General features: G+C 62.1%; 21 protein-coding genes and 1 pseudogene. 8 read left to right on the top strand and 14 right to left on the bottom strand.

Annotation, left to right across the window (positions count from 1 at the left end; all coding sequences use genetic code 11):
- Positions 1-24: 24 nt before the first annotated feature.
- The 5 genes from AC0L3O_RS03355 to AC0L3O_RS03335 form a co-directional block, all read right to left on the bottom strand.
- Positions 25-681 (bottom strand): anti-sigma factor family protein, encoded by a 657-nt coding sequence (locus AC0L3O_RS03355; RefSeq protein ID WP_473614808.1) that lies wholly within the window; start codon positions 679-681, stop codon positions 25-27.
- Entirely contained in the window at positions 659-1273 is a 615-nt protein-coding gene (locus AC0L3O_RS03350) for an RNA polymerase sigma factor (protein ID WP_473614806.1), read from the bottom strand. The genes AC0L3O_RS03355 and AC0L3O_RS03350 overlap by 23 nt, the downstream gene beginning before the upstream one ends.
- Before the next feature lie 168 nt (positions 1274-1441).
- Positions 1442-2116: a response regulator transcription factor gene (locus AC0L3O_RS03345; protein ID WP_473614804.1), complete on the bottom strand. Its 675-nt coding sequence runs from the start codon at positions 2114-2116 to the stop codon at positions 1442-1444.
- 127 nt (positions 2117-2243) lie between these two features.
- The gene (locus AC0L3O_RS03340; RefSeq protein ID WP_473614803.1) at positions 2244-3848 is read right to left on the bottom strand and encodes a sensor histidine kinase; all 1605 of its coding nucleotides are present in this window, start codon (positions 3846-3848) and stop codon (positions 2244-2246) included.
- Between the two features lie 505 nt (positions 3849-4353).
- Positions 4354-4617, bottom strand: coding sequence for a DUF1344 domain-containing protein (locus tag AC0L3O_RS03335; RefSeq protein ID WP_031254973.1), 264 nt, complete (start codon positions 4615-4617; stop codon positions 4354-4356).
- A 291-nt stretch (positions 4618-4908) separates the two neighbouring features.
- Here AC0L3O_RS03335 and aroC point away from each other — a divergent pair, with 291 nt between their 5' ends.
- Together aroC and ribB are read left to right on the top strand one after the other, a co-directional pair.
- Positions 4909-6033 carry a chorismate synthase gene (gene aroC, locus AC0L3O_RS03330; RefSeq protein WP_473614802.1) on the top strand — a complete coding sequence of 375 codons (1125 nt, stop codon included), beginning with the start codon at positions 4909-4911 and terminating at the stop codon, positions 6031-6033.
- A gap of 114 nt (positions 6034-6147) precedes the next feature.
- Positions 6148-7248 (top strand): 3,4-dihydroxy-2-butanone-4-phosphate synthase, encoded by a 1101-nt coding sequence (gene ribB / locus AC0L3O_RS03325; RefSeq protein ID WP_287061487.1) that lies wholly within the window; start codon positions 6148-6150, stop codon positions 7246-7248.
- 60 nt (positions 7249-7308) lie between these two features.
- Here the strand turns inward: ribB and AC0L3O_RS03320 are convergent, their stop codons facing one another.
- Complete coding sequence (locus AC0L3O_RS03320; RefSeq protein ID WP_473614800.1) at positions 7309-8532, bottom strand: MFS transporter; 1224 nt, start codon at positions 8530-8532, stop codon at positions 7309-7311.
- A gap of 119 nt (positions 8533-8651) precedes the next feature.
- On the opposite strand from AC0L3O_RS03320, the gene AC0L3O_RS03315 reads away from it, so the two are divergent.
- The 6 genes from AC0L3O_RS03315 to dxs all read left to right on the top strand — a co-directional run bounded on the left by AC0L3O_RS03315 (position 8652) and on the right by dxs (position 14116).
- Complete coding sequence (locus AC0L3O_RS03315; protein ID WP_473614799.1) at positions 8652-9296, top strand: TetR/AcrR family transcriptional regulator; 645 nt, start codon at positions 8652-8654, stop codon at positions 9294-9296.
- Positions 9297-9477: 181 nt separating this feature from the next.
- On the top strand, positions 9478-10404 hold the full coding sequence (locus AC0L3O_RS03310) for a histone deacetylase family protein (RefSeq protein ID WP_128245671.1): 927 nt from the start codon (positions 9478-9480) through the stop codon (positions 10402-10404).
- 3 nt (positions 10405-10407) lie between these two features.
- On the top strand, positions 10408-10659 hold the full coding sequence (locus tag AC0L3O_RS03305) for an exodeoxyribonuclease VII small subunit (protein WP_023799340.1): 252 nt from the start codon (positions 10408-10410) through the stop codon (positions 10657-10659).
- A 109-nt stretch (positions 10660-10768) separates the two neighbouring features.
- Positions 10769-11035, top strand: coding sequence for a DUF2277 domain-containing protein (locus AC0L3O_RS03300; protein ID WP_023799339.1), 267 nt, complete (start codon positions 10769-10771; stop codon positions 11033-11035).
- A gap of 10 nt (positions 11036-11045) precedes the next feature.
- Positions 11046-11966, top strand: a complete 921-nt coding sequence (locus tag AC0L3O_RS03295; protein ID WP_128245618.1) for a pirin family protein — start codon at positions 11046-11048, stop codon at positions 11964-11966.
- A 209-nt stretch (positions 11967-12175) separates the two neighbouring features.
- A complete protein-coding gene (gene dxs, locus AC0L3O_RS03290; protein ID WP_288141970.1) occupies positions 12176-14116 on the top strand; it encodes a 1-deoxy-D-xylulose-5-phosphate synthase in 1941 nt (646 codons plus the stop codon).
- 270 nt (positions 14117-14386) lie between these two features.
- Here dxs and AC0L3O_RS03285 read toward each other — a convergent pair whose 3' ends face one another.
- The 8 genes and pseudogenes from AC0L3O_RS03285 to AC0L3O_RS03250 all read right to left on the bottom strand — a co-directional run bounded on the left by AC0L3O_RS03285 (position 14387) and on the right by AC0L3O_RS03250 (position 21856).
- Positions 14387-14764 carry a DUF3307 domain-containing protein gene (locus AC0L3O_RS03285; RefSeq protein WP_128172038.1) on the bottom strand — a complete coding sequence of 126 codons (378 nt, stop codon included), beginning with the start codon at positions 14762-14764 and terminating at the stop codon, positions 14387-14389.
- Between the two features lie 28 nt (positions 14765-14792).
- Entirely contained in the window at positions 14793-16598 is a 1806-nt protein-coding gene (locus AC0L3O_RS03280; RefSeq protein ID WP_473614797.1) for an adenylate/guanylate cyclase domain-containing protein, read from the bottom strand.
- 34 nt (positions 16599-16632) lie between these two features.
- Positions 16633-17935: pseudogene (locus AC0L3O_RS03275) on the bottom strand (NAD(P)/FAD-dependent oxidoreductase).
- A gap of 30 nt (positions 17936-17965) precedes the next feature.
- On the bottom strand, positions 17966-18421 hold the full coding sequence (locus tag AC0L3O_RS03270; RefSeq protein ID WP_473615005.1) for a DoxX family protein: 456 nt from the start codon (positions 18419-18421) through the stop codon (positions 17966-17968).
- 36 nt (positions 18422-18457) lie between these two features.
- Entirely contained in the window at positions 18458-19234 is a 777-nt protein-coding gene (locus tag AC0L3O_RS03265) for an HvfC/BufC family peptide modification chaperone (protein WP_128245623.1), read from the bottom strand.
- On the bottom strand, positions 19221-20249 hold the full coding sequence (bufB, locus tag AC0L3O_RS03260) for an MNIO family bufferin maturase (RefSeq protein WP_128245624.1): 1029 nt from the start codon (positions 20247-20249) through the stop codon (positions 19221-19223). The genes AC0L3O_RS03265 and bufB overlap by 14 nt, the downstream gene beginning before the upstream one ends.
- A gap of 32 nt (positions 20250-20281) precedes the next feature.
- A complete protein-coding gene (locus AC0L3O_RS03255) occupies positions 20282-20551 on the bottom strand; it encodes a BufA1 family periplasmic bufferin-type metallophore (protein WP_091595987.1) in 270 nt (89 codons plus the stop codon).
- 219 nt (positions 20552-20770) lie between these two features.
- Positions 20771-21856 (bottom strand): patatin-like phospholipase family protein, encoded by a 1086-nt coding sequence (locus tag AC0L3O_RS03250; RefSeq protein WP_128245625.1) that lies wholly within the window; start codon positions 21854-21856, stop codon positions 20771-20773.
- Positions 21857-21877 lie beyond the last annotated feature (21 nt).

The following is a 21877-nucleotide window of genomic DNA, read 5'->3' as shown; positions in this document are numbered from 1 at the left end:
AAGCATGCCCACGGGCCCGCCCTTCTACTGGCCCAACGATCTCAATGCCGCTGCCTCGTCTTCCGGTGACAAAGGCTCATGCGCTCCGGTTGCCGCGAGATAGGAATCGAGCGCTTCCGAAGGCGAGGCCGGTGCATATCCACCATCGCGCGCGGGCGCAACGACGGCAAAATTCACCGCCCAACCATGATCCGAGTGGCACGCCGCGGATATGACGGTCGAGCGGTTGGCAGAATCGATTTCGAATTCGCGGCACAAGGAACCGGTTCCATCGCGAAACGTGGCTACGGCACGGATCCTGTCGGTGGAGCCTGCCAGCACGGCTTCTTCGCCGGACGCCACCTGCCCGAGCGCCTCTGAAAGAGGGCTGTCCTGCCCTGCCACCTCAAGTCCATGCGGCTGGTTTTGGCTGGCAAACCCAAAAAAATATCCGCCGAACCCAAAAACGACTGCAACCAGCGAAGCAGCCAGTGGCATGATCCAGGATGCCTGGGGGCGCCGCATCGCCTGATTGTCCCTCGCCCTGAAGGCAACGACACGCGCGCCCTCGCTGGCGTGCGATGGAACGCTGCGCCGCTCGGCCTCGTCGATCATTCGCTGCACCGACTGGCTGAGTCGGTCGGAAACGGGTTCATCGAGAACCGGCATCAGCGTTTCGTCAGCAAACTCGCGTCTGATCATTTCTGTTCTCGCCCTTCATGACCGGTGAACGTGGCAAGCCGGGATTTATTCCGACTGCCTCGGCGAGATTTTTTCTGGCACGCGCCAGCCGGCTCATCACCGTTCCGATCGGTATGTCGAGAACGCCGGCCGCCTCCCTGTAGGAAAAGTCCTCGACGCAGACCAGGAGAATGATTTCGCGCTGATCGTCCGGCAGATCGGTGATCGCCTGGGCAACGCTATTCAGGGTAAAGCGTGCTTCGACATCTCGCTCGCCACAGGCGCCGACAAGGTCCTGCCGTTGCTCGATGTCCTCCTGCGGGCCGGCCGTGCGCTGCCTTCTGATGTGGTCGATCCACAGATTTCGCAGGATCTGGAACAACCACGCATCAAAACGGGTTCCAGGTTCAAAGCGCCCGGTGTTGGCAAGCGCGCGTTCGCAGGCCGCCTGCACCAGATCGTCGGCAAGATCGCGGGAACGGCAAAGGGAAATCGCAAAACGGCGCAGGTTCGGAAGAAATGCAACAAGCTGCTTTCCGAATTGATCAGTCTCAATCACGTCGAAGTTTCCGGTTCTTGAGGACCGAGCGAAGTCAGCCGCCTCCGCACGCATTCGGGGTGGGTCGGTATCTTCATGTGGCAGCATATGACCACGGCGGCTAAACCAGCGTGGGAGTCCGGCTAGATTTCGGAAAGGCCAGGATTAGACTATGGCAAGCATCAGGTTAGAGCTTGGTGAGAGAACTGCCCATTTCCTGAAAACGTGGGTGACCCGCTGGCTTCAAGCCGATATCACGTAGCCGAAGCCCCGCACGGTTTTTATGAGCGGCTTTTCGTCCACGATTTCGATCTTGCTACGAAGGTAGCGGATGTAGACATCGACCACCTTCGTTTCCGGGTCGAAACTCAGATCCCAAACATTGTTGAGCAGCCGGGTTCTGCTGATCACAGCGCCAGAGTGCGACATCAGATACGCGAGAAGCCTGAATTCCTTGGCCGTCAGGCTGATCTCGCGTTCGCCGCGCCAGACCTTCTTGCCGACCGGATCAAGCGCCAGATCGCCAACCCTGAGGACCGGGTCCGTGCCTGTGCTGGAGCCGCGGCGAAGCAGCGCCTCCATGCGCGCGATCAGCTCGTCGACGGCGAAAGGTTTGGTCAGGTAGTCGTCGGCTCCCCCCTTCAGCCCTTCGACCTTGTCCTGCAGGCTGTCTCTGGCCGTGAGCATCAGGACAAGATGCTGGTGCTGCTCGCGCCGCAACATGCGACATACTTCGAGGCCGTCGATTCCTGGAAGCATTCGGTCGAGAACGATCAGCGCATATGGCGTCTCCCGTACCATCGCCAGCGCATCCCCGCCACTGTCGGTCACGTCGACAACGTAACCCTCGGCTTCGAGCCCTCGCTTGATGAAGCCGACGATGCGATCGTCGTCCTCTACCAGCAGAATCCTTGACATTTACACCACCTTCTCCCCGGGTCGTATTGCGGGGAGTCAGAGAATTCCCCGCCTCGCGGTGGGCGTGGTCATTCCGCCAAGCTCCCGCCTCAACAATCGTAATCCATGAAACGAAGGAGGTCGTTGTTTATTCCGAGCCGGTTTTTGCACGCAGCCTCTTTTTCAGAACGACTACGGCGGCACCTGCGTTCGCATCCGCAGACGCGGTTGCGTCAGCGTGTGTAAGCCGGACCACGACCTCAGTAAAAGACCCGACCTCGCTCGTGAGCGCAATCTCGCCACGATGCTTTTCGATGAGCCATTTCGCGATCGCCAGACCGAGACCACTGCCAAGTTGGCGCGACGCCCTTGGGCTTCGGCCACGGTAAAATCGCTCGAACACCTTGGGTATTTCCTCGGCTGGAATGCCCAAACCCTTGTCGCGTATCGCAATCTCTGCATGCCCGTCCACAACGGTCATATTCAGGTTCACCGAGCGATCGCGCGGAGAGTATTTTATGGCATTATCCAGAATGATCACGAGAGCCTGTTTGAGCCGCTGCGCGTCGGCAGTGATCCAGACCGGACGGGTGCTGTAGGCCGCCTTGATCGAGATGCCCTTGGCGCGCCCCAGAATTTCGCCCTCGTGGACCGCATCGGCGACGATGCTCACGAGGTCCGTTCGGCGGGGCTCGAAGCGTATTGTATCGGTTTCCGAACGAGACAGAAAAACGAGGTCGTCGACGAGGCGTCCCATCTCCAGGCTCTGAGTGACAATCCGTTCGAGCGCATCGCGGTACACTGCCTCTGGCTTTGAGCCATGGCGCAGCGGAATTTCCGCTTCACCGCGAAGCGCCGTCAGTGGAGTGCGCAGTTCATGGCTGATGTCGGCGAGGAACTGGACGCGCAACCGGTCGAGCTCCGTCAACCGCTGGTTCGCCGCGGCAAGCTCTGCGGTCCGTGCGGCAACTTGCTGCTCGAGTTCTGCCTTGGCGTTGAGCAACCGGTCGCGCTGGTCTTGCTGGCGTGCGGCCATTTCGTTGAACCGCCTGGCGAGCGCACCAAGTTCGTCGCGGCCATCAAAGGCGATCCGGTGGTCGAGATCACCACGACTGATCGCCTCTGTGCCTTCGGTCCGAAGGCTGATCGGGCGCATCAATGATCGGGCGAGAAGGAAAGCAGCAACAAAGCAGAGAACCACAGCAGCCAACGCAAGCGCGGCCGTCATCCAGGTCAGGCGTCGCCACAGTGCTTCTGCCTGCAGCTCGGTTCGCACGACCTCTTCCTCTTCGTCGCGCCGCGCGGCTTCCAGGATGTTTTCGAACTCGGCATCGAAACGATTCTCGATGTCCCGGCGAAAAACGCTGACCGCGTCCTCCTGGCGCCCCTGGTTGCGAAGATTGATTGCGTCAGAGGTGGCTTTGGCGATTTCTCCGTAGAGCGTGCGCATCCGCGTGACGCGGAAGATCTCGTCACCGCCGTCCTCCTGTTCGCTGCTGCCCCCGAGAAACTCGGCTTCTCCCCTGGTCAGTTCCGCGAGCTTTTCGAAGCCTGCCTCAAGCTCGGCGCGGGCGCTCTCGTAGTCGGGACGCTCCGGTTCGCCAATTAACAGGAACTCGGCGATCTGCTCGGAATATCGGTTGGCGTTCACCGTAAGTGCGGTGACGGCTTCGACCTGGTTGTTGGCCCATTGCACGCGCTGCGTGTAGTAGGTTGTCGAGCGAATGGTGATGTAGACGATAGCCGCCATCATCACGACTGCCCCCACGACAATGAGCTGAAATACAAGAATGCGAGACCTGATGCCCATCGGTGTCCATCGGCGTTGAGAACCCGAAACCGATCGGATTCAAGAATGCCCCCTTCGCGGCAGAGAAGGCCACCGTGCAGGATGGCTCGCGCAGATCGGCGCAACATTTCCGCGACGCCGTTTCAGCACGGAGCAACCATAGAGGACCCGCTATTTAGGATACGAGAGATTCAGGTTAGAAATTGGTGAGAATGCAGTCCTGCCGTCCGAATTTAGCGGCTTCACCCCGTGAGAGGCTAAGTCCAGCCGAACGCCGCAAGCCGAGGCAAGACTGGCTTGCCGGGTTTGATCGGGCGCAGAGTTGAAGACCGTCGCGGATGATTTGGGAGTCACTTACGAAACCGCCAGGAATCACCTGAAAGCCGTCTCGCCAAAACCGAGACCCATCGCAGCCGGAACTGGTCGCGTTGCTCGCGAGAATAGCCAGCACCGCCCAGACTGAATGAGTCTATTCGGTTGAATCGCTATCCGGCAATTGCATGTCGGTGATGATGTTCTCGCCGTTTGTCTCGTCGTAGGCGATCACGATGTCCATGCCGGGTTTCAGCGCTTCGAGATCGGTTTCGGCGTTCAGCTTGTAGGATTTGCCGTCGTCGAGTGTCAGCGTCAACGTCTCCTTGTCGATCTCTTTGATCAGGCCTTCGGTCTGGCCGGCAAAGGCGGCGGTGGAAATCAGCAACATGGCGGCAACGGCGCCGATCGGGATACGCATCATCGTCCTCTTATCATTGCGCCGGCACAGTGGCGGCGGGTGTTCAACAGACGGTGTTCAACAGACGGGTCGAGGGAAGCAGAAACCAACCGAATGTGTCAAAACTAAATCCGCCAGATCACAGTTTGACCGCTGCGGAAAACGCCAATAGAACGCAGCTACGGCGCCGCGCGTCCTGACGCAGAAACGACGCTGTGGCACTTTTGATTTTGCGCATGATCCTTCCCGAAAATCGCTCCGATTTTCGGGGTCATGCGCTAAGCCGGCTCGGTGCCGGCAGGGCTGGTTTTCATGTCTCACAATACGTTTGGCCATCTTTTCCGCGTCACCACCTGGGGCGAAAGCCATGGCCCAGCGCTCGGCTGCGTCGTCGACGGCTGTCCGCCCGGCCTCCGCTTCACGCGCGCCGAGGTCCAGGCCGAACTCGACAAGCGCCGCCCGGGTCAATCGCGTTTTGTGACGCAGCGTCGCGAACCAGACGAGGTCAAGATCCTGTCCGGCTTCATCCTGGATGACGACGGCGAGACCATGATCACCACCGGCACGCCGGTGTCGATGGTGATCGAGAACGTCGACCAGCGCTCCAAGGACTATGGCGAGATCGCCCGCCAGTACCGGCCGGGTCATGCCGATTATACCTACGACACCAAATACGGCCTGCGCGACTATCGCGGTGGTGGCCGTTCTTCGGCGCGCGAGACAGCGGCGCGGGTGGCGGCCGGAGCCTTGGCCCGCAAGGTCGTGCCCGGCATGATCGTGCGCGGCGCACTGGTCTCGATGGGGGAAAAATCGATCGACCGCGCCAACTGGAACTGGAATTTCGTTGGCGACGCCGAAAATCCATTCTTCACGCCCGATCCGGCATCGGTCGCCGTCTTGACCGCGTATCTTGACGGCATCCGCAAGGCGGGTTCCTCGGTCGGCGCGGTAATCGAGATCGTCGCCGACGGCGTTCCGGCAGGCCTGGGCGCACCGATCTACGCCAAGCTCGACCAAGACATTGCCTCGGGCCTGATGTCGATCAATGCCGTCAAGGGTGTCGAGATCGGCAACGGCTTCGAGGCCGCCCGCATCGCCGGCGAAGAAAATGCCGACGAGATGCGTATCGGCAATGACGGCAAGCCGGTCTTCCTGTCCAACAATGCCGGCGGCATCCTCGGCGGCATCTCCACCGGCCAGGCGATCGTCGCGCGCTTCGCCGTCAAGCCGACCTCGTCGATCCTGACCCCGCGAAAGTCGATCGACAAGGACGGCAACGACGTCGAGATCATGACCAAGGGTCGGCACGATCCGTGCGTCGGCATCCGCGCCGTGCCGATCGGCGAGGCGATGGTTGCCTGCGCGATCGCCGATCACTATCTGCGTCATCGGGGACAGACAGGGAGAGGAGAGGGCAGTAGGGCAGTAGGGCAGTAGGGCAGTAGGGCAGTATGTTATCCCGCCGAAGCAGCCAATTTTTTCCTTTTCCCTAATCCCTTACTGCCCTACTGCCTTACTGCCCTATCCCCTGCGAGAGCGAAGCGAGCGTCCATGCCTTACGACCAGAAGAAGATCGTCGAAGCCCTGCGCGCCTTCGAACGCGGCGAGATTGTCGTCGTCATGGACGATGACGGGCGCGAGAACGAGGGCGACCTGATCGTCGCCGCCGTCCATTGCACGCCGGAAAAGATGGCGTTCATCGTCCGCAATACCTCTGGTATCGTCTGCACGCCGATGCCGCGCGAGGAGGCCAAGCGCCTCAACCTGTCGCCGATGGTCGCCGACAACGACTCGGCCCACACCACCGCCTTCACCGTCAGCGTCGATTTCAAGCACGGCACCACGACCGGCATTTCGGCCGACGACCGCACATTGACCGTGCGCAATCTTGCCAACGGCAATGTCGGCGCCTCCGATTTCGTCCGCCCCGGCCACATCTTTCCGCTGATTGCGCGCGAAGGCGGTGTGCTGATGCGTTCGGGCCATACCGAAGCCGCGGTCGATTTGTGCAAGCTTGCCGGCCTGCCGCCGGTCGGTGTCATTTCCGAGCTGGTCAATGATGACGGCACCGTCATGCGCGGCCCGCAGGTGCAGGCCTTCGCCGAAAAGAACGTTTTGAAGCAGATTTCGGTCGCCGACCTCATCGCCTATCGCCAGCGTAAGGAAACGCTGGTCGAGCGTGTCGCCTGTTCGGAGATCGACACGCCCGGCGGCAAGGCGCAGGTCTTCACCTACACGCTGCCCTGGGACTCGATGCACCATGTGGCGATCGTCTTCGGCGACATCCGCGACGGCGAGGAGGTGCCGGTGCGACTGCATTCCGAGGATGTTGTGACGGACGTTTTCGGCACCGGCCACAGGCTGGACGGCATCATGAAATCGATGGGCGAGCGTCGGCGCGGCGTCATCGTCTATCTGCGCGAAGGTTCCGTCGGCGTCGCCCATCAGGAGCGCAACCGGCCGGCTGCCGGCGACCGCGAGGACCATGAAGAGGCGCGCCGCCGCGAAAGCGAATGGCGCGAGATCGGCCTGGGCGCGCAAATCTTGAAGGATCTGGGCATTTCCTCGATCAACCTGATCGCCTCGCGCGAACGCCACTATGTCGGCCTTGAAGGTTTCGGCATCCACATCGCCAAGACCGAGATTCTCTAGGACTGGTTTAGCGGATCGCCGGCATGCGTCCGGTCCCGCTTGGCACCGGACGCATGGAGTCTATTCGGCAGGAACCGCGGCTGTTTCGCGCGCGGAGATGTCACTATCGCCCGTGGCAAGGCTGCGCTGGCCGGCGAGCACGGTGACCAGCGCGACAGTGCCCGCCGCCACCGACACCAGGAAGCCGCTCTGTGCACCGAAGGCGTCCACCACCCATCCGGCGGCGAAGGAGCCGAGCGCCATGCCGATGCCAATGCCGGTCATGACCCAGGTCACGCCCTCGGTCAGCATCGCCTCCGGCACGCGCCGCTCGATCAGGCCGAATGCCGTGATGAAGGTGGGCGAGATCGCCACACCGCTAACGAAGACAGCCAGCGCCAGAAGCGGCACCGTGTCTGCGACAAGCAACGGCAGCGTGGTGAGCGCGATGATGGCGATCGCGATGGCAAGCTGAAGTTGCAGCGGTGTTTTCAGGTTCAGAGCGCCGAGGACGATGCCGACGACGAACGATCCGAGGGCATAGACGCCGATGACGAGGCTGGCGGCGCCCGGCTGGCCGAGCTCCTTGGTGATCGCCACGGTGCTCACCTCCGTGGTTGCGAAGGTCGCGCCGATGAAGATCAGGGCCAAGGTGATGATTTGGACCGGCCGCAGGCGGATTGCCGATCCGCGCGAACCCTGGTCGACCGGTCGCACGCGCGGCTCGGTCGAGCGCTGCAGGATGAGGGCTGTCGAGCCGAAGGCGAGGAACAATGTGCTCGCCAGCATTCCCGCTTCCGGGAAAAGCGCGACGCTCAGGCCAACCGACAGCGAAGCCCCGGCGATGTAGACCAGCTCGTCCGCCGCCGATTCGAAGGCGAACGCCGTGTTCATCTCGGGGCGATCCCGGAAGAGCTCTGTCCAGCGCGCGCGCACCATCGCTGGGATGCTGGGCATTGCAGCGGCCAGCAGCGCTGACACGAACAGTGTCCATATCGGCAAGTCCTGATTGGCCGCCGTAATCAGCACTACGAAGGCGAGCACGGAAATAACGGTGGTGGGCGTCACAATCCGCGCCTGGCCGAGGCGGTCCACCAGCCGCGATATCTGCGGCGCGACAAAAGCATTGGCCAGCGCATATGTCGCGGAGACGGCGCCGGCCAGCCAGTACTCGCCATGCGTCTGCGATAGCATCGCGACGATTCCGATCGGAGCCATGGCCATCGGCATCCGGGCGACGAAGCCGGCTGCGGCGAAGCCCTTGGCTCCCCTTGCCTTGAAGATTTCGCGATAGGGATTGGGCATGAGAACACTCCTGGATTTTTGAGGCCCAGCCACTTATATACGTGGCGTATGCAAATCAGATAATTACATACGTAGCGTATGTCAATTAATATACGAGACGTATGTGAAGGAATGGGCGAATGGGGCACAAACCTCGCAAGGAGATGATCGCCGAAACCCGCGCCAAACTGGTCGCGGCGGCGCGCCATGCCTTTGGCACTGCCGGCTATGCCGAGGCCTCGATGGACGACTTCACCGCATCGGCCGGGCTGACGCGTGGCGCGCTTTATCATCACTTCGGCGACAAGAAGGGCCTTCTCCAGGCGGTTATCGCGGAGATCGACGCCGAGATGTTGGCCCGGTTGAAGATCGTGTCAGTCAGGGCGGACACTCTCTGGCAGGGCTTTGTCGACGAATGCACCGCCTATATCGAGATGGCGCTGGAGCCGGAGATCCAGCGTATTGTCCTTCGCGACGGACCGGCGGTGCTCGGCGATCCTTCGCAATGGCCGAGCCAGAACGAATGCATCCGCTCGCTGAGCGAGAACCTTCAAAAGCTGAGGGACGAGGGAACCATCGTTGCCGTTGATCCCGAAGCCGCAGCAAGGCTGGTCAGCGGCGCCTCGCTACATGCCGCGCAGTGGATCGCAAATTCGGAAAATCCAGAAGCGACGTCGAAAAAGGCGGTGAAGGCGTTCAACGTGCTTTTGGAGGGACTGCTCAGGCAAGGCCGCAGGATTGGCCGTCCACAAGCACCGGCTGAGGTGGACAAATCGCCGGCCTGAGCCTGTATCAAGACCACCAAAGGCAAGGCGCGACCTCGAATGGGACGGGCGAAGCGCGCCTCAAGATTCGGGCAGCTCCCGCCGGACCCAACCAGCACCCAACGATTAAACCCTGTTGAACGTCTGCCTTTGGCGGTTGCAAAACATGGTCAAAGCCGCCGGGCGCGCCTATATCGGGGGCATGGTCACAAGGCTTTATACCCATCCGATCTTCCTCGAGCATATAACGCCGCCCGGTCATCCGGAGCGGCCGGACCGCCTGCGCGCCATCGAGCGCGTGCTCGACGACGAGGCCTTTGCGGCCCTTGATCGTGCCGAGGCGCCGGAAGGCGACGAGGCCACCATCCTCTACGCACACCCGCAGGAATTCGTCGAACGGATCCGCGCTTTGATGCCGGACACCGGTATCGCTCGTGTCGACGCCGACACCACCGCCAGCCCGAAAAGCTGGCAGGCGGCCGTCACGGCGATCGGCGCTGCCAACGCCGCCGTCGACGATGTCTTTCGGGGCGACGTGGCCAATGTCTTTGTCGCCGCCCGGCCGCCCGGCCACCACGCCGAAAAGACCACGTCCATGGGCTTCTGCCTGTTCAACACCGCGGCGATCGCGGCGCGCTACGCGCAAAGGCAGCACCAGGCCGAGCGCGTTGCCATCGTCGACTGGGACGTCCACCACGGCAATGGCACGCAGGATATTTTCTGGGACGATCCCTCGGTGCTCTATTGCTCGACGCACCAGATGCCGCTTTACCCGGGGACCGGGGCGGTGAGCGAAACCGGCGCCGGCAACATCGTCAACGCGCCGCTGGCGCCGCAGACCGGCAGCGAGGTTTTCCGCGACGCTTTCCTGTCGCGGATCTTGCCGGCGCTCGACAATTTCGCGCCCGACCTCATCATCATTTCCGCCGGCTTCGACGCGCACCACCGCGATCCGCTGGCCGAGATCAACCTGACCGAGGACGATTTCGACTGGGCAACCGGCCAGTTGATGCAGCGCGCCGGTCGCCACAGCGACAACCGGCTCGTCAGCCTGCTCGAGGGCGGCTACGATCTGCAGGGATTGGCATTTTCGGTCGCCGCCCATGTCGGGCGACTGATGAAAGGATAGACGATGGCTGGTGAGAGCAACGAAGACGTCAAGGCGATGAGCTTCGAGCAGGCGCTCGACGCGCTGGAGAAAATCGTCGATGATCTGGAGCGCGGCGACGTGCCGCTCGACCAGTCGATTCGCATCTATGAGCGCGGCGAGGCGCTAAAACTCCATTGCGACCGGCTGCTCAAGGCGGCCGAGGACAAGGTCGAGAAGATCAGGCTTTCGCGCGACGGCAAGCCGGTGGGGACCGAGCCGCTGGATGCGGAGTAAAGCACGGTCTCCAACGACAATTTCGCCGTGCGGCTTTTCGACATGATCATGATTGAGGATAATACTCATCCGCTTGAAACGGCTCCACGACGAGAGGAGATTGCGAACGATGTGCAGAAACATCAAGACACTGTTCAATTTCGATCCGCCGGCAACCGATGACGAGGTCCGCGATGCCGCACTTCAGTTTGTCCGCAAGCTGAGCGGAACGACACGGCCGTCGAAACAGAACCAGCATGCGTTCGACCACGCCGTCGAGGCCATAGCCGCGTCTGCGCGCGAACTGCTGGACAGCCTTGAGACGACACAGCATCCGCGCAATCGCGACGAGGTGGCGGCCAAGGCGAAAGCCAGGTCTGCACTCCGCTTCGCCTGAGGAAGACCGCATGAGCTTCTTCCCCGGAAACGACCCTCTGCCCGGTGACGCCTTCGCCAGCGACCAGATCGAACTGATGGTTATTCCGAACGCCAAGGACATTGGCGGCTTTCAGGTTCGCCGTGCCTTGCCGACCGCCAGGCGTCGGCTGGTCGGTCCGTTCATCTTCTTCGATCGCATGGGACCGGCGATTTTGCGGGCCGGCCAGGCGCTCGATGTCCGCCCGCATCCCCATATCGGCCTGTCGACCGTCACTTACCTGTTCGACGGCAAGATCAGGCATCGCGATTCGCTCGGCACCGAAATGGTCATCCAGCCCGGCGACGTGAATTTGATGACCGCCGGTCGCGGCATCGTCCATTCCGAGCGTACGCCGCAGGAGCTGCGCGGTGCGCCGATGTCGGTTTCAGGCCTGCAGACATGGCTGGCGCTACCGGACGATAAAGAGGAGGTCGACCCGATCTTCGAGAATACGGCGGCCATGCGTCTGCCCGAAATCGACGCTGAAGGCGTCAGCGGGCGCGTTGTCATTGGCGCGTTTGCCGGGCTGCGGGCACCGGTCGTGACCGCTTCGGACACGCTCTATGCAGACCTCAGCCTGGCGCCCGGCGCCAGCGTGAAAATCCCTGCCGATGCCGAGGAGCGCGCCATCTATACGTTGGAAGGCGAGGTTTCGATCTCCGGTGACCGCTTCCCGGCAGAGCGGCTGCTGGTGTTCCGGCCCGGCGACGAGATCGTCATGTCGTCGGAGGGTGGAGCGCATTTCATGCTGTTCGGCGGCGCCTCGCTCGGCTCCAAGCGCTACATCTGGTGGAATTTCGTGTCATCGTCGAAGGAACGCATCGAACAGGCGAAAGAAGAATGGAAGACAGGCCGTTTCGATATCGTTCCGGGGGATGAAGAAGAGTTCATTCCGCTGCCGGACAATTAATGCATGTCGCGCAAAAGTGTGCAGCGGTTTTGCGATAACGACATGCATAAAACAACAACCTAAAGCGCGTCGCGTCAGGTCGGTCGAACGCGACGCGCTTTAGAGCGCCGCGCGTCCTTTTTGACGCGTAAACGAAACCCTAACAGTTTGAAGCTATGCCGCGTCACTCACACGCATTTACATTCGCCGGCCGGCAGCCTATTTCGCAGATGAATAAAAAGCAGGCCCCAGCACCAGTGAACGCAAAGCTCCATACGCCACTTCTCGACAAGGTCCGCATCCCGGCCGACCTCAGGACGCTTGACGAACGTGCTCTGCCGCAATTGGCATCGGAGCTTCGCACCGAGTTGATCGACGCCGTGTCCCACACCGGCGGACATCTCGGTGCTGGCCTTGGCGTGGTCGAACTGACGGTGGCGTTGCACTATGTCTTCAACACGCCAGACGACCGGCTGATCTGGGATGTCGGTCACCAGGCCTATCCGCACAAGATCCTGACCGGCCGCCGCGACCGTATCCGCACGCTGCGGCAAGAGGGCGGCCTGTCCGGTTTCACCCAGCGCGCCGAGAGCGAATACGATCCGTTCGGCGCCGCCCACTCCTCGACCTCGATTTCCGCCGGCCTCGGCATGGCAATGGCACGCGATCTCTCCGGGGGCCGCAACAATGTCATTGCCGTCATCGGCGACGGCGCCATGTCGGCCGGCATGGCCTATGAGGCGATGAACAATGCCGGCGCGCTCGATGCCCGGCTGATCGTCATCCTCAACGACAACGACATGTCGATCGCTCCGCCGACCGGGGCGATGAGCGCCTATCTGGCCCGCCTGGCGTCGGGCAAGGCCTATCTGGGCTTGCGCGATTTCGGCAAGAAGCTGACCTCCTATCTCGGCGAGCGCGCCGATCGCGCCATCAAGCGGGCGGTCGAGCATGCGCGCGGTTACGTCACCGGCGGCACGCTGTTCGAGGAAATGGGTTTTTATCACATCGGCCCGATCGACGGTCACAATCTCGAGCACCTGATCCCGGTGCTGAAGAACGTCCGCGACAATGCCGACGGTCCGGTGCTGATCCACGTCGTGACCCAGAAGGGCAAGGGCTATGGACCGGCCGAGGCGGCCGCCGACAAATATCATGGCGTCAACAAATTCGACGTCATCACCGGCGCGCAGGCCAAGGCGCCGGCCAACGCGCCGAGCTACACGAAAGTCTTTGCCGAAAGCCTGATCCAGGAAGGCCGCGAAGATGATCGCATCGTCGCCATCACTGCCGCCATGCCGAACGGCACCGGCCTCGACCTCTTCGGCGAGGCGTTCCCGTCGAGGACCTTCGATGTCGGTATCGCCGAGCAGCACGCGGTGACTTTTGCCGCCGGCCTTGCCACCGAAGGCTTCAAACCTTTCGCGGCGATCTATTCGACCTTCCTGCAGCGTGCCTACGACCAGGTCGTCCACGACGTGGCGATCCAGAAACTGCCGGTGCGCTTCCCGATCGATCGCGCCGGCTTCGTCGGGGCCGACGGGGCGACCCATTGCGGCGCCTTCGACACGACTTTTTTGGCGACGCTGCCCGGTTTCGTCGTCATGGCCGCGGCGGATGAGGCGGAACTGCGACACATGGTGCGCACGGCGGCAAGCTACGATGAAGGCCCCATCGCCTTTCGTTACCCGCGCGGCAACGGCGTCGGCGTCGACCTGCCGGAGCGTGGCTCGGTTCTCGAAATCGGCAAGGGCCGTATCGTCAGGGAAGGCACCAAGGTTGCACTGCTTTCGTTCGGCACGCGGCTGCAGGATTGCCTGGCTGCGGCCGAGGAGCTCGGCGCGGCAGGGCTTTCCACCACGGTCGCCGATGCTCGTTTCGCCAAGCCGCTCGACGAGGATTTGATCCGGCGGCTGGCGCGCTCGCACGAAGTGCTGGTAACAGTCGAAGAGGGCGCGGTCGGTGGCTTCGCCAGCCATGTGCTGCAATTCCTCGCCCATGAAGGGCTGCTGGAAAACGGCCTGAAGGTACGCCCGCTTGTGTTGCCCGACACTTTTGTCGATCACGCCAAGCCCGAAAAGATGTATGCCGACGCCGGGCTTGATGCCGCCGGTATCGTGCGCACCGTCTTCGCGGCCCTGGGACACACCGCCAGCGCGCAAAGCGCCTGAATCAAAGTCTCAACGGCTTGCATCAGTTTGCCGACCGACGGTCGTAACTGACTGTTTGCGTTGTCATTTGGCATTCGCCTACGGTGGTCCTGTCCCCCAAACTTCCGGACATTGTCTACGAATATGATGGAGAGGCGGACTTTCCACGTCGATGCGCAGCGTGCCGCAATAACTTTCATCGCTCGTCGAAAGCTCGTGCCGCCGCATCAATGTTGGGCGTTCTCAGTATCTCCGAGGCATGCCTCGTTGTCCTGCCTCAAATTCCTCTCTCTAAGCGAGCGCAGCGACGATCAGGCCGACATAGGTGAGCTGGTGCAAGAACTGGTCAGCCCCATGCAGGGCCCAGTAAGTCCGCGTGTCGGGGCCAGCATGGCTGCGCCCGGACAGCCCGGCTTTGGTGTAGTCTGTCGCGTAGTGGACCGTGAATTCCGCGGCAGAAAGCAGGACGATTGCGGTGGGTTCGAGCCCGGCGATGAGAAGGGCCGGCAAGGAGCCTAGCGCATGCAAGCCCGCGTGGACATAGCCGCCGACGCGGCGCAGATCGCCCTTTCCGCCCAACATCCAGCCGGGCTGGAGCAGATAGTCGGCAATGAAGTGCTTTAGCTGGAGGCAGAAAAGCATTGCGAACGTCAAAGTCATCATTTCCATGACCATACTCCATGGCCGCAGCGGTTGTTCAAGTTGCGAGCGTGTGTATCAGGACCGGGACTGTCTTCCCGCGAACATTGGTGATGCCAAGTGGCTGCGCGGCGATCTGGCCGCTTGTCTGCGCAAGCGTCATGTCGCTGAGCACGATTTCGACGCCGTGTTCCTTGGCGACGCCAACGAGACGGCTTGCCAGATTGACCGTATCGCCGATGGCCGTATAGCTCAGCCGTTCGGCCGATCCGACATTGCCGACAATCGCGGTGCCGGTATTGATGCCAATTCGCACCCGTATGTCGCTGTGGTCCGGCGAAACGGCGGGCAGCGCATGCATCGCGGCCCGGATCGCGGCTGCAGCGCTGCATGCGCGGCGTGCGTGATCCGGCACGGCTGTCGGTGCGTTCCAGATGGCCATGACGGCGTCGCCAATGAACTTGTCGACGGTGCCTCCTTCGGAATGAATGGCTTCGACTGCAAGCGTGAGAAAGTTGGTGAGATGCGGCTGGACATCGGGGCCGAGCCGCTCGGTAAGTTCGGTGAAGCCCGGCAGATCGGCAAACATCACCGTCACTTCCACGAGCCTACCGCCGGGCGCAGGCTCAAGCCCGCCCGCGACGAGAGGCCGGACGACGTCGAGCGGCATGTATTTGGCGAAAGCCGACAACCCGACCGCCATGCGCTTCAGCGCCTCCGAGAAATCATTGAGTTCGGCCAGGAATGTCGGAACATGCCGCACCTGGTCGAGCGAGAACCGTTCGATCTCACGGAGCTGCGCGGCAAGCTGGCGGATTGGCCTGGCGAAAAGCAGGTTCGAAAAGAGCACGGCAGTGGCCGCTGCCAGCACGACCAGCCCGGCGACCACCAGCAGCACCCGACGCGTGTTACGGTCGATCTCTTCCGCGAAGGAGGAGCGCGGTATCGCGGTCAGGAGCCGCCATTGTTCGAATGGGAGCGCAAACGACGAGACGTAGACCGGGCCGATCTCGCCACCATCAACCAGCGTGCGAAATTCGTTCCCTTTCATCATCGAAATGGCGTCGCCCACCGCGGCGGCAAGCGCATCGCTCTTTGGAAAATCGCGAAGATGAGCAGGCATAGGACCGCCGGGCGCATCCGATGCAGCCAGTACTTTGTCGCTACCGCCCAGCACGAACGTCTTGCCGTGACCTGATACTTGCAGACCACTCAGCGCCTGCGACAAATTGGCGAAACTCACGGCCACCATGACCACGCCCTGGTACCTGCCATAGAGCTCGACCCGCTTTGAAACAACCACCGAGGGCTCGAAGCCATTGGGCAGGACGTCGATCACGCTCCAGACAGGTTCCGTCGAGTCCATCGCCCGGCGATACCAGGGCGCACCGAGCGCTAGGTAAGCGGTCTCGCCGTGGATGCGTTCTTCGAACATCACATCGCCGGGGATGGGATGATAGATATCACGGCGCAACGGGCGCGGCTTCCCCCGCATGCCCGGGCCGATTTCAACCATCTCGATCTTGCCGCCGGCCGCCGCGTGCGAGCCGAAAAACCGTCCGTCGGGGAAGCCAAATCCGATCCAGCCGATTGCGCGCTGTTCACGCAGCAGCGACAGGAACAGGAATTCGCGTCTGACCTCGTCACCGGCCTTGATCGTGCCTTGGAACAGGATCGAGCGGATAATCTCGGCCGTGCCTGCCACGACGGCCAGCGTTGATGTCAATTCGCCGCGGACAGAATCGGCGCTCTGGGCGCCAAGGCTGGCGACGATCTTCTCGACATTGCGGGTTGCCGTGCGCTCCCAGATGATATGCACCGATGCAGCCGTCGACATGACCGCCATGAGCAGCAGCGCCGTCATCGCCCGCCCAAGCGCTATGCGCGGCAGGCGGCACCTACCGGTCGCGGCGTTCGGTAATGAGTCGCGCGCTGCGGTCAAATGTTGCATAGGCCCAAGCCCAATCGAGGAAGACAACGGTGCGGTTGCGGAAACCGACAAGGAACCACAGATGCGCGAAGCTCCAGAGCAGCCAGGCTAGGAAACCGCTCAGTTGGATGGGTCCCAAATCCGCGACGGCGGCCTTGCGGCCGATTGTGGCGAGATTTCCGTAGTCGGCGTAGCGGAAGGGTTCTGCCGTCCGCCCCGCAAGTCGCGCCTTGATGAGGTCTGCCACATAGCGGCCCATTTGCTTCGCGGCAGGGGCGACGCCCGGAACCGGACGCCCGTCCTTGCCCTTTACCGAAGCGGTATCACCGATGACATAGACGCCTTCGCGGCCGGGCACATGCAGATGTTCGTCGACAACGACGCGGCTGGCGCGATCGGCTGCGACGTCCAGCCATTTCGCCGCCCCTCGAGGCCATGACGCCGGCAGCCCAGAGCACACAGGCTGAAGCGACGCGTTGCCCATCCGCGAGCGCGACGCCATTGTCGTCGCACTCCGTAACCGCGGCGCCGAGCTTGACCTCGACGCCAAGCTTTTCGAGCTGCGATTTGGCCGATTGCGAGAGCTTCTCCGGAAATGCGGTGAGCAGCCGTTCGTCGGCCTCGACAAGTACAACCCTTGCGGTCGAGGAATCGATGTTGCGGAAATCGCGAACGATCGCTTGGCGCGCGAGTTCGATGATAGCGCCCGCGAGTTCGACGCCGGTGGGTCCGCCGCCGACAACCACAAAGGTAAGGAGTTTTTCTCGAAGAGCCGGATCGTCGGTTACTTCTGCCTTTTCGAACGCGGTCAATATGCGGGCGCGAATTTCGGTGGCGTCGCCTATGGTCTTGATGCCGGGAGCATTTGCTTCCCAGGCGTCGTGACCGAAATAGGCGTGGCGGGCGCCCGTGGCGATGATCAGGTAATCGTAGGGAATTCGCCTGCTGCCGGTCAGCACAGTCCGCGCAGCGGTGTCGACGCCCTCCACCTTTTCCATCAGGACAGTTGCATTCTTCTGGCTGGCGAGGACGCGCCGGATCGGCGTGGCGATCTGCGCCGGAGACAGGCCGGCCGTCGCCACCTGATAAAGCAGCGGCTGGAACAGATGATAATTGCGGCGGTCAACGACAGTGATATCGACCGGCGCGTTGCGCAACCCGAGCGCTGCGTTGAGGCCGCCGAAGCCCGCGCCGAGAATGACAACCCGCGGCCGGCGCGGTGGAAGCGCATCTGTTTTGGCCGGCGTCGCTTCCAACTCTGCCAAGATCATCACTTCTTCGCTGGATTGCCGCAGCATTGTTCACGCTCCGCGACGGAAATAGCCGTCGACCAGATAGTCCAACGATACGACGCCTGCGCCGCGAGCCAAAGTGAGCAGCAGCAGCGAACTCCACATGAGGTGTTCGCCCCAGTGTCCCGGATAGACGAAGATCTGGATCACTGCGACCACCCCGAGCAGCATCAGCGCGCCGAGGCGCGAGAACAGGCCGAGGAAAAGCAATGCGGCGCCGATGATTTCGGCGGCTGTCGCGAGCGGGGCCGCCAGCGCCGGGTCGATCAGCGGCAGATTATATTCAAACGCGAAAAGCTGTAGCGTTACCGGCCAGGAAGCGAGCTTGGTCTGCGCCGATTGCCAGAACACGTGGGCGACCGCGACGCGACCAGCCAGCTGAACAAGAGAAAGGGGTATGCTGCCCGCCAGGTTCAGAGCCCTGCGGTAGGCGGCGGCTAGGCTGCGGCCACTGGTTGAAGGCATTTCGCGGGTCACGCTCATTGGTCTCTCCATTTTCGTTTACTGCGGGTGGTCGAAGCCGATGCCGGTCACCAAGCCTTCGCCGAACAGGCTGACGAGGGCGCCGAGGACATCGAACATCGGTTCGTGCGTGAGGGCGCGTGAAACGGCCCTCTCCAGGCCGAGGCCCTTTTTCAGGGAATGGCGGAACGAGAACTGGGCGCTCGTGAGGCGCGCGAAGCGTACATTGTCGCCGTGCCTCCAGAGCGCGATGCGCTCGGCTTTTCGCTTCCAGACATCAGCTTGATCCGGAACGCCTCCGTTCTGATGCGCCGACCAGATCGACAGTACCGGCCAATGCGACATAACGAGGCGCAAGGATGGCTGGAGCATCAGTTCGGGGGTCGAGCTTGAGGCTTCGCCATCCAGTGCCGCCAGGTTCAGGGCCGGCAGTGATGCCGCATCAAGCGCCTCGGCGATCGCCCATTCAAGCCGCGCCGTTTCCGCGACGAAGGGCATTTCAGCCAGACCTTCGAAGGTCCCGAGGAAGCCCGGGAAGTCGGAGCCGTAGCGCACCAGCCTTGGCTCGCCGGGCGGATGCTGACGAATGAACTCGCTTGCGGCATGGCGGAAGAACCGCTCGTCGACCATGCGAACGACGACTGGGAATACGGCCATCAGCGTCGCTGTCAGCGAGGCGCGGGTATTGTTCTCATAGATGCGCAGCCGTCGGCATGGATCGGCGCGGCCCGCTGAAACGAGCGACGAAAGGCCGAATTGCGGGTTGCCAAGCACGGACTGCGCGATGATGTTCTGCAGATGCTCAAGCGGCAGCATGGCGGATTCTCCTGACGTCACGGTCTGCAGCGAGGCGCGCGGGCTTGATCGCATCGAAAGCGGCAAGCACCGGCATCTGGCCGCGCGGCGCATCGCGTTCGAACGGAACGACGGTGCCTGGAGCGGACTGCTTCGGCGCGGAAACAGGAAGGGAATCCTGCCGCTTGCGGAAGGCGATCGAAGCGGCAAGCATATCCGCCCACATTGCTTCGCCCAGCAGCACGTCGAGCACGGGCACGTCGGTATCCCATTCGATCAGGGTGGGGCGTGGGCCGAATTTCTCGATCGCGCCGGCATAGAGTGACCACACGGCGGGCGGCACGCGCGAGCCGTGGTCGTCGATCAGGACCGTGTCATCGCCAACGTCGTTGACGGCATGGCCTGCCAGATGGATCTCGCCGATCGCCTCGGCAGGCAGCACTTCGATGAACGCAGCCGCGTCGAAGCCGAGATTGTGGGCGGAAACGTACACGTTGTTCACGTCGAGAAGCAGGCCGCATCCCGTGCGCTTCACAAGTTCGGCCAAGAACTCGGCCTCCGTCATCGTCGAACCGCTGAACTCGATATAGGCAGAGAGATTTTCAATCAGGATGCGGCGCTTCAGAGTGTCCTGAACGAGCTTGATATTGTTGGCGACGATCGCGAGCGCTGCTTCGTCGTAACGGAGCGGCAAAAGGTCGTTGAGGTAGGCGCCATCGGCGCCGCTCCAGGCGAGGTGTTCGGAAACAAGATCGGGTTCGAAGCGCACGCATACCTTGCGCATGCGTTCCAGATGGTCGCGGTCGACGCCGGAAGCGCTGCCGAGAGACAGCCCTACGCCGTGAACAGAAAGGGGGTAGGTCTCACGCAGGTTTTCGAGCGCGGCGACGGCAGCAGAACCGCCCATGTAGTTTTCGGCATGAACCTCCAGCCATCCCGCCGACGGGCGGCGGCTAAGCATTTCAGCAATGTGCGGGGAGCGAAGACCGATGCCCGCGGCTTGCGGAATTGGGAGGGTGGGAAGCTTATTGGGCATCAGTCGTCTCCATTGGGTTGCGTGGGAGTGGATCAGGCCTTGGGTTCGGTGCTGCCGCTGGCAAGCTTTCCGCAAGTGCCGGCCGGCACGTAGATCCATGCGTCGGACTGGTTGTCGGCCGTAGAGGTCCCGGCGCAAGAATGCGTGGCGGTCTGGCAATCGTTCTGGCCGGCCTTGACGACGCCGTAGCACTTTTCGAACGAGAACTCCGGCTGAGCGGCCGGACCGGCGAAGGCAGCGCTGGCGGCGAGCGTGGTAGCCGCGGCCAAAGCCGAGCCGATGAGCGATTTGGTATTGATCATGATTTTCCGTCTCCTGGGTTTGTGTTTAGTTCAGACCGGCGATCAGCCCGTCTGAAGCCACTCTCTTCGATCGCAGCCATCAACTGAAATGCTGTCCTGGCATGGTTTCGATAGACGCGCTGTATGCGCCGGCTGCATGAAAAGAGCCCTCCGGGAGGGTTGCCGGAGGGCTCAGCAAACCGGCATCCAGAGGGGGATAATGCCGGCCGGGAGTTGTTGTCAGAGATAGCGTTCGTGGATGTCCACCGTCGAACGCTGTCCGATGTGGTTATAGTTGGCTTCGAGCCATTCCTCGGCGCGTTCACGGCCGCGGTCGCGAAGATCCGTAAGCAGGCCCCAATCGGCATTGAGCTTGCTGGAGACGCCAAGCTTTTTCATGGTCTCGTCATCCGAAATGCCGTGGACGAAGATGCGCTTGAGGTCGAGCGTCTGGCCGGCCTCCGAGTCGATCAGTTGCGTGACGAAGGCGATCGCCCGCATTTCCCGCAAAAGCGAAGAGTTGAAGCTTATCTCGTTGATGCGATTAAGGATATCCGTCGCCGAGCGCGGCAGTTCGGCGCGCTCAATAGGATTGATGTGTACGATCAGCACGTCCGGCGTGTCGCAGGAATAGATCAGCGGGAAGATTGCCGGATTTCCCATATAACCGCCGTCCCAATAGGCCTCGCCGTCGATCTCGACGGCTTGGAACAGGAACGGCAGGCATGCCGACGCCATGATGGCGTCGATCGACAGCTCGTCATTGGAGAAAACCTTGACCTTCCCGGTCCGCACATTGGTCGCGCAGATGTTGAGTTTCAGAGGACAGCGCGACATGCGGACGGCATCGAGATCGATAGACTGCTCGAGAACGTTTTTCAGCGGATTGAAATTCAAGGGATTGAACTGATAGGGCGACATCAACCGCGTCACCATATCGAGCATCAGGAAGGCCGGGGAGTATTCGAGCGAACGCGACCCGGCCATCTTGTCAAGAAGGGTCGGCTGCAGGGGGCTGAAGACCGCCGCGTGGCTGACGCGGCGCCAGAAATTCGCAAGCGCCTTCTGCGCGCCGCGCCGTCCGCCTTCGGCGAGTCCGTAGGCAAGCACCGCCGCGTTCATGGCCCCGGCGCTGGTGGCGACTGCCCCTTCGAAGGACAAGCTCTCCTCGTCAAGGAGCCGATCGACGACACCCCATGTGAAGGCGCCGTGTGCGCCTCCGCCCTGAAGCGCGAGGTTGATCGTCCGCTTCCCGCGGACCACGCTGGGCGCGGCCGGTTCCGATTGGCTGGAGGCAAGCTTCACAACGTCGGCATGAGTGTTCATCGGGTACCCTCCTCGCGTAAA

It is taken from the genome of Mesorhizobium sp. WSM4810 (assembly GCF_055811235.1).
This window is presented reverse-complemented; position numbering and strand designations above follow the sequence as displayed.

Coding starts and splice junctions, on each gene's coding strand:
- AC0L3O_RS03355 (WP_473614808.1), bottom strand. CDS start 681: ATGATCAGACGCGAGTTTGCTGACGAAACGCTGATGCCGGTTCTCGAT.
- AC0L3O_RS03350 (WP_473614806.1), bottom strand. CDS start 1,273: ATGCGTGCGGAGGCGGCTGACTTCGCTCGGTCCTCAAGAACCGGAAAC.
- AC0L3O_RS03345 (WP_473614804.1), bottom strand. CDS start 2,116: ATGTCAAGGATTCTGCTGGTAGAGGACGACGATCGCATCGTCGGCTTC.
- AC0L3O_RS03340 (WP_473614803.1), bottom strand. CDS start 3,848: ATGATGGCGGCTATCGTCTACATCACCATTCGCTCGACAACCTACTAC.
- AC0L3O_RS03335 (WP_031254973.1), bottom strand. CDS start 4,617: ATGCGTATCCCGATCGGCGCCGTTGCCGCCATGTTGCTGATTTCCACC.
- aroC (WP_473614802.1), top strand. CDS start 4,909: ATGTCTCACAATACGTTTGGCCATCTTTTCCGCGTCACCACCTGGGGC.
- ribB (WP_287061487.1), top strand. CDS start 6,148: ATGCCTTACGACCAGAAGAAGATCGTCGAAGCCCTGCGCGCCTTCGAA.
- AC0L3O_RS03320 (WP_473614800.1), bottom strand. CDS start 8,532: ATGCCCAATCCCTATCGCGAAATCTTCAAGGCAAGGGGAGCCAAGGGC.
- AC0L3O_RS03315 (WP_473614799.1), top strand. CDS start 8,652: ATGGGGCACAAACCTCGCAAGGAGATGATCGCCGAAACCCGCGCCAAA.
- AC0L3O_RS03310 (WP_128245671.1), top strand. CDS start 9,478: ATGGTCACAAGGCTTTATACCCATCCGATCTTCCTCGAGCATATAACG.
- AC0L3O_RS03305 (WP_023799340.1), top strand. CDS start 10,408: ATGGCTGGTGAGAGCAACGAAGACGTCAAGGCGATGAGCTTCGAGCAG.
- AC0L3O_RS03300 (WP_023799339.1), top strand. CDS start 10,769: ATGTGCAGAAACATCAAGACACTGTTCAATTTCGATCCGCCGGCAACC.
- AC0L3O_RS03295 (WP_128245618.1), top strand. CDS start 11,046: ATGAGCTTCTTCCCCGGAAACGACCCTCTGCCCGGTGACGCCTTCGCC.
- dxs (WP_288141970.1), top strand. CDS start 12,176: ATGAATAAAAAGCAGGCCCCAGCACCAGTGAACGCAAAGCTCCATACG.
- AC0L3O_RS03285 (WP_128172038.1), bottom strand. CDS start 14,764: ATGGAAATGATGACTTTGACGTTCGCAATGCTTTTCTGCCTCCAGCTA.
- AC0L3O_RS03280 (WP_473614797.1), bottom strand. CDS start 16,598: ATGACGGCGCTGCTGCTCATGGCGGTCATGTCGACGGCTGCATCGGTG.
- AC0L3O_RS03270 (WP_473615005.1), bottom strand. CDS start 18,421: ATGCCTTCAACCAGTGGCCGCAGCCTAGCCGCCGCCTACCGCAGGGCT.
- AC0L3O_RS03265 (WP_128245623.1), bottom strand. CDS start 19,234: ATGCTGCCGCTTGAGCATCTGCAGAACATCATCGCGCAGTCCGTGCTT.
- bufB (WP_128245624.1), bottom strand. CDS start 20,249: ATGCCCAATAAGCTTCCCACCCTCCCAATTCCGCAAGCCGCGGGCATC.
- AC0L3O_RS03255 (WP_091595987.1), bottom strand. CDS start 20,551: ATGATCAATACCAAATCGCTCATCGGCTCGGCTTTGGCCGCGGCTACC.
- AC0L3O_RS03250 (WP_128245625.1), bottom strand. CDS start 21,856: ATGAACACTCATGCCGACGTTGTGAAGCTTGCCTCCAGCCAATCGGAA.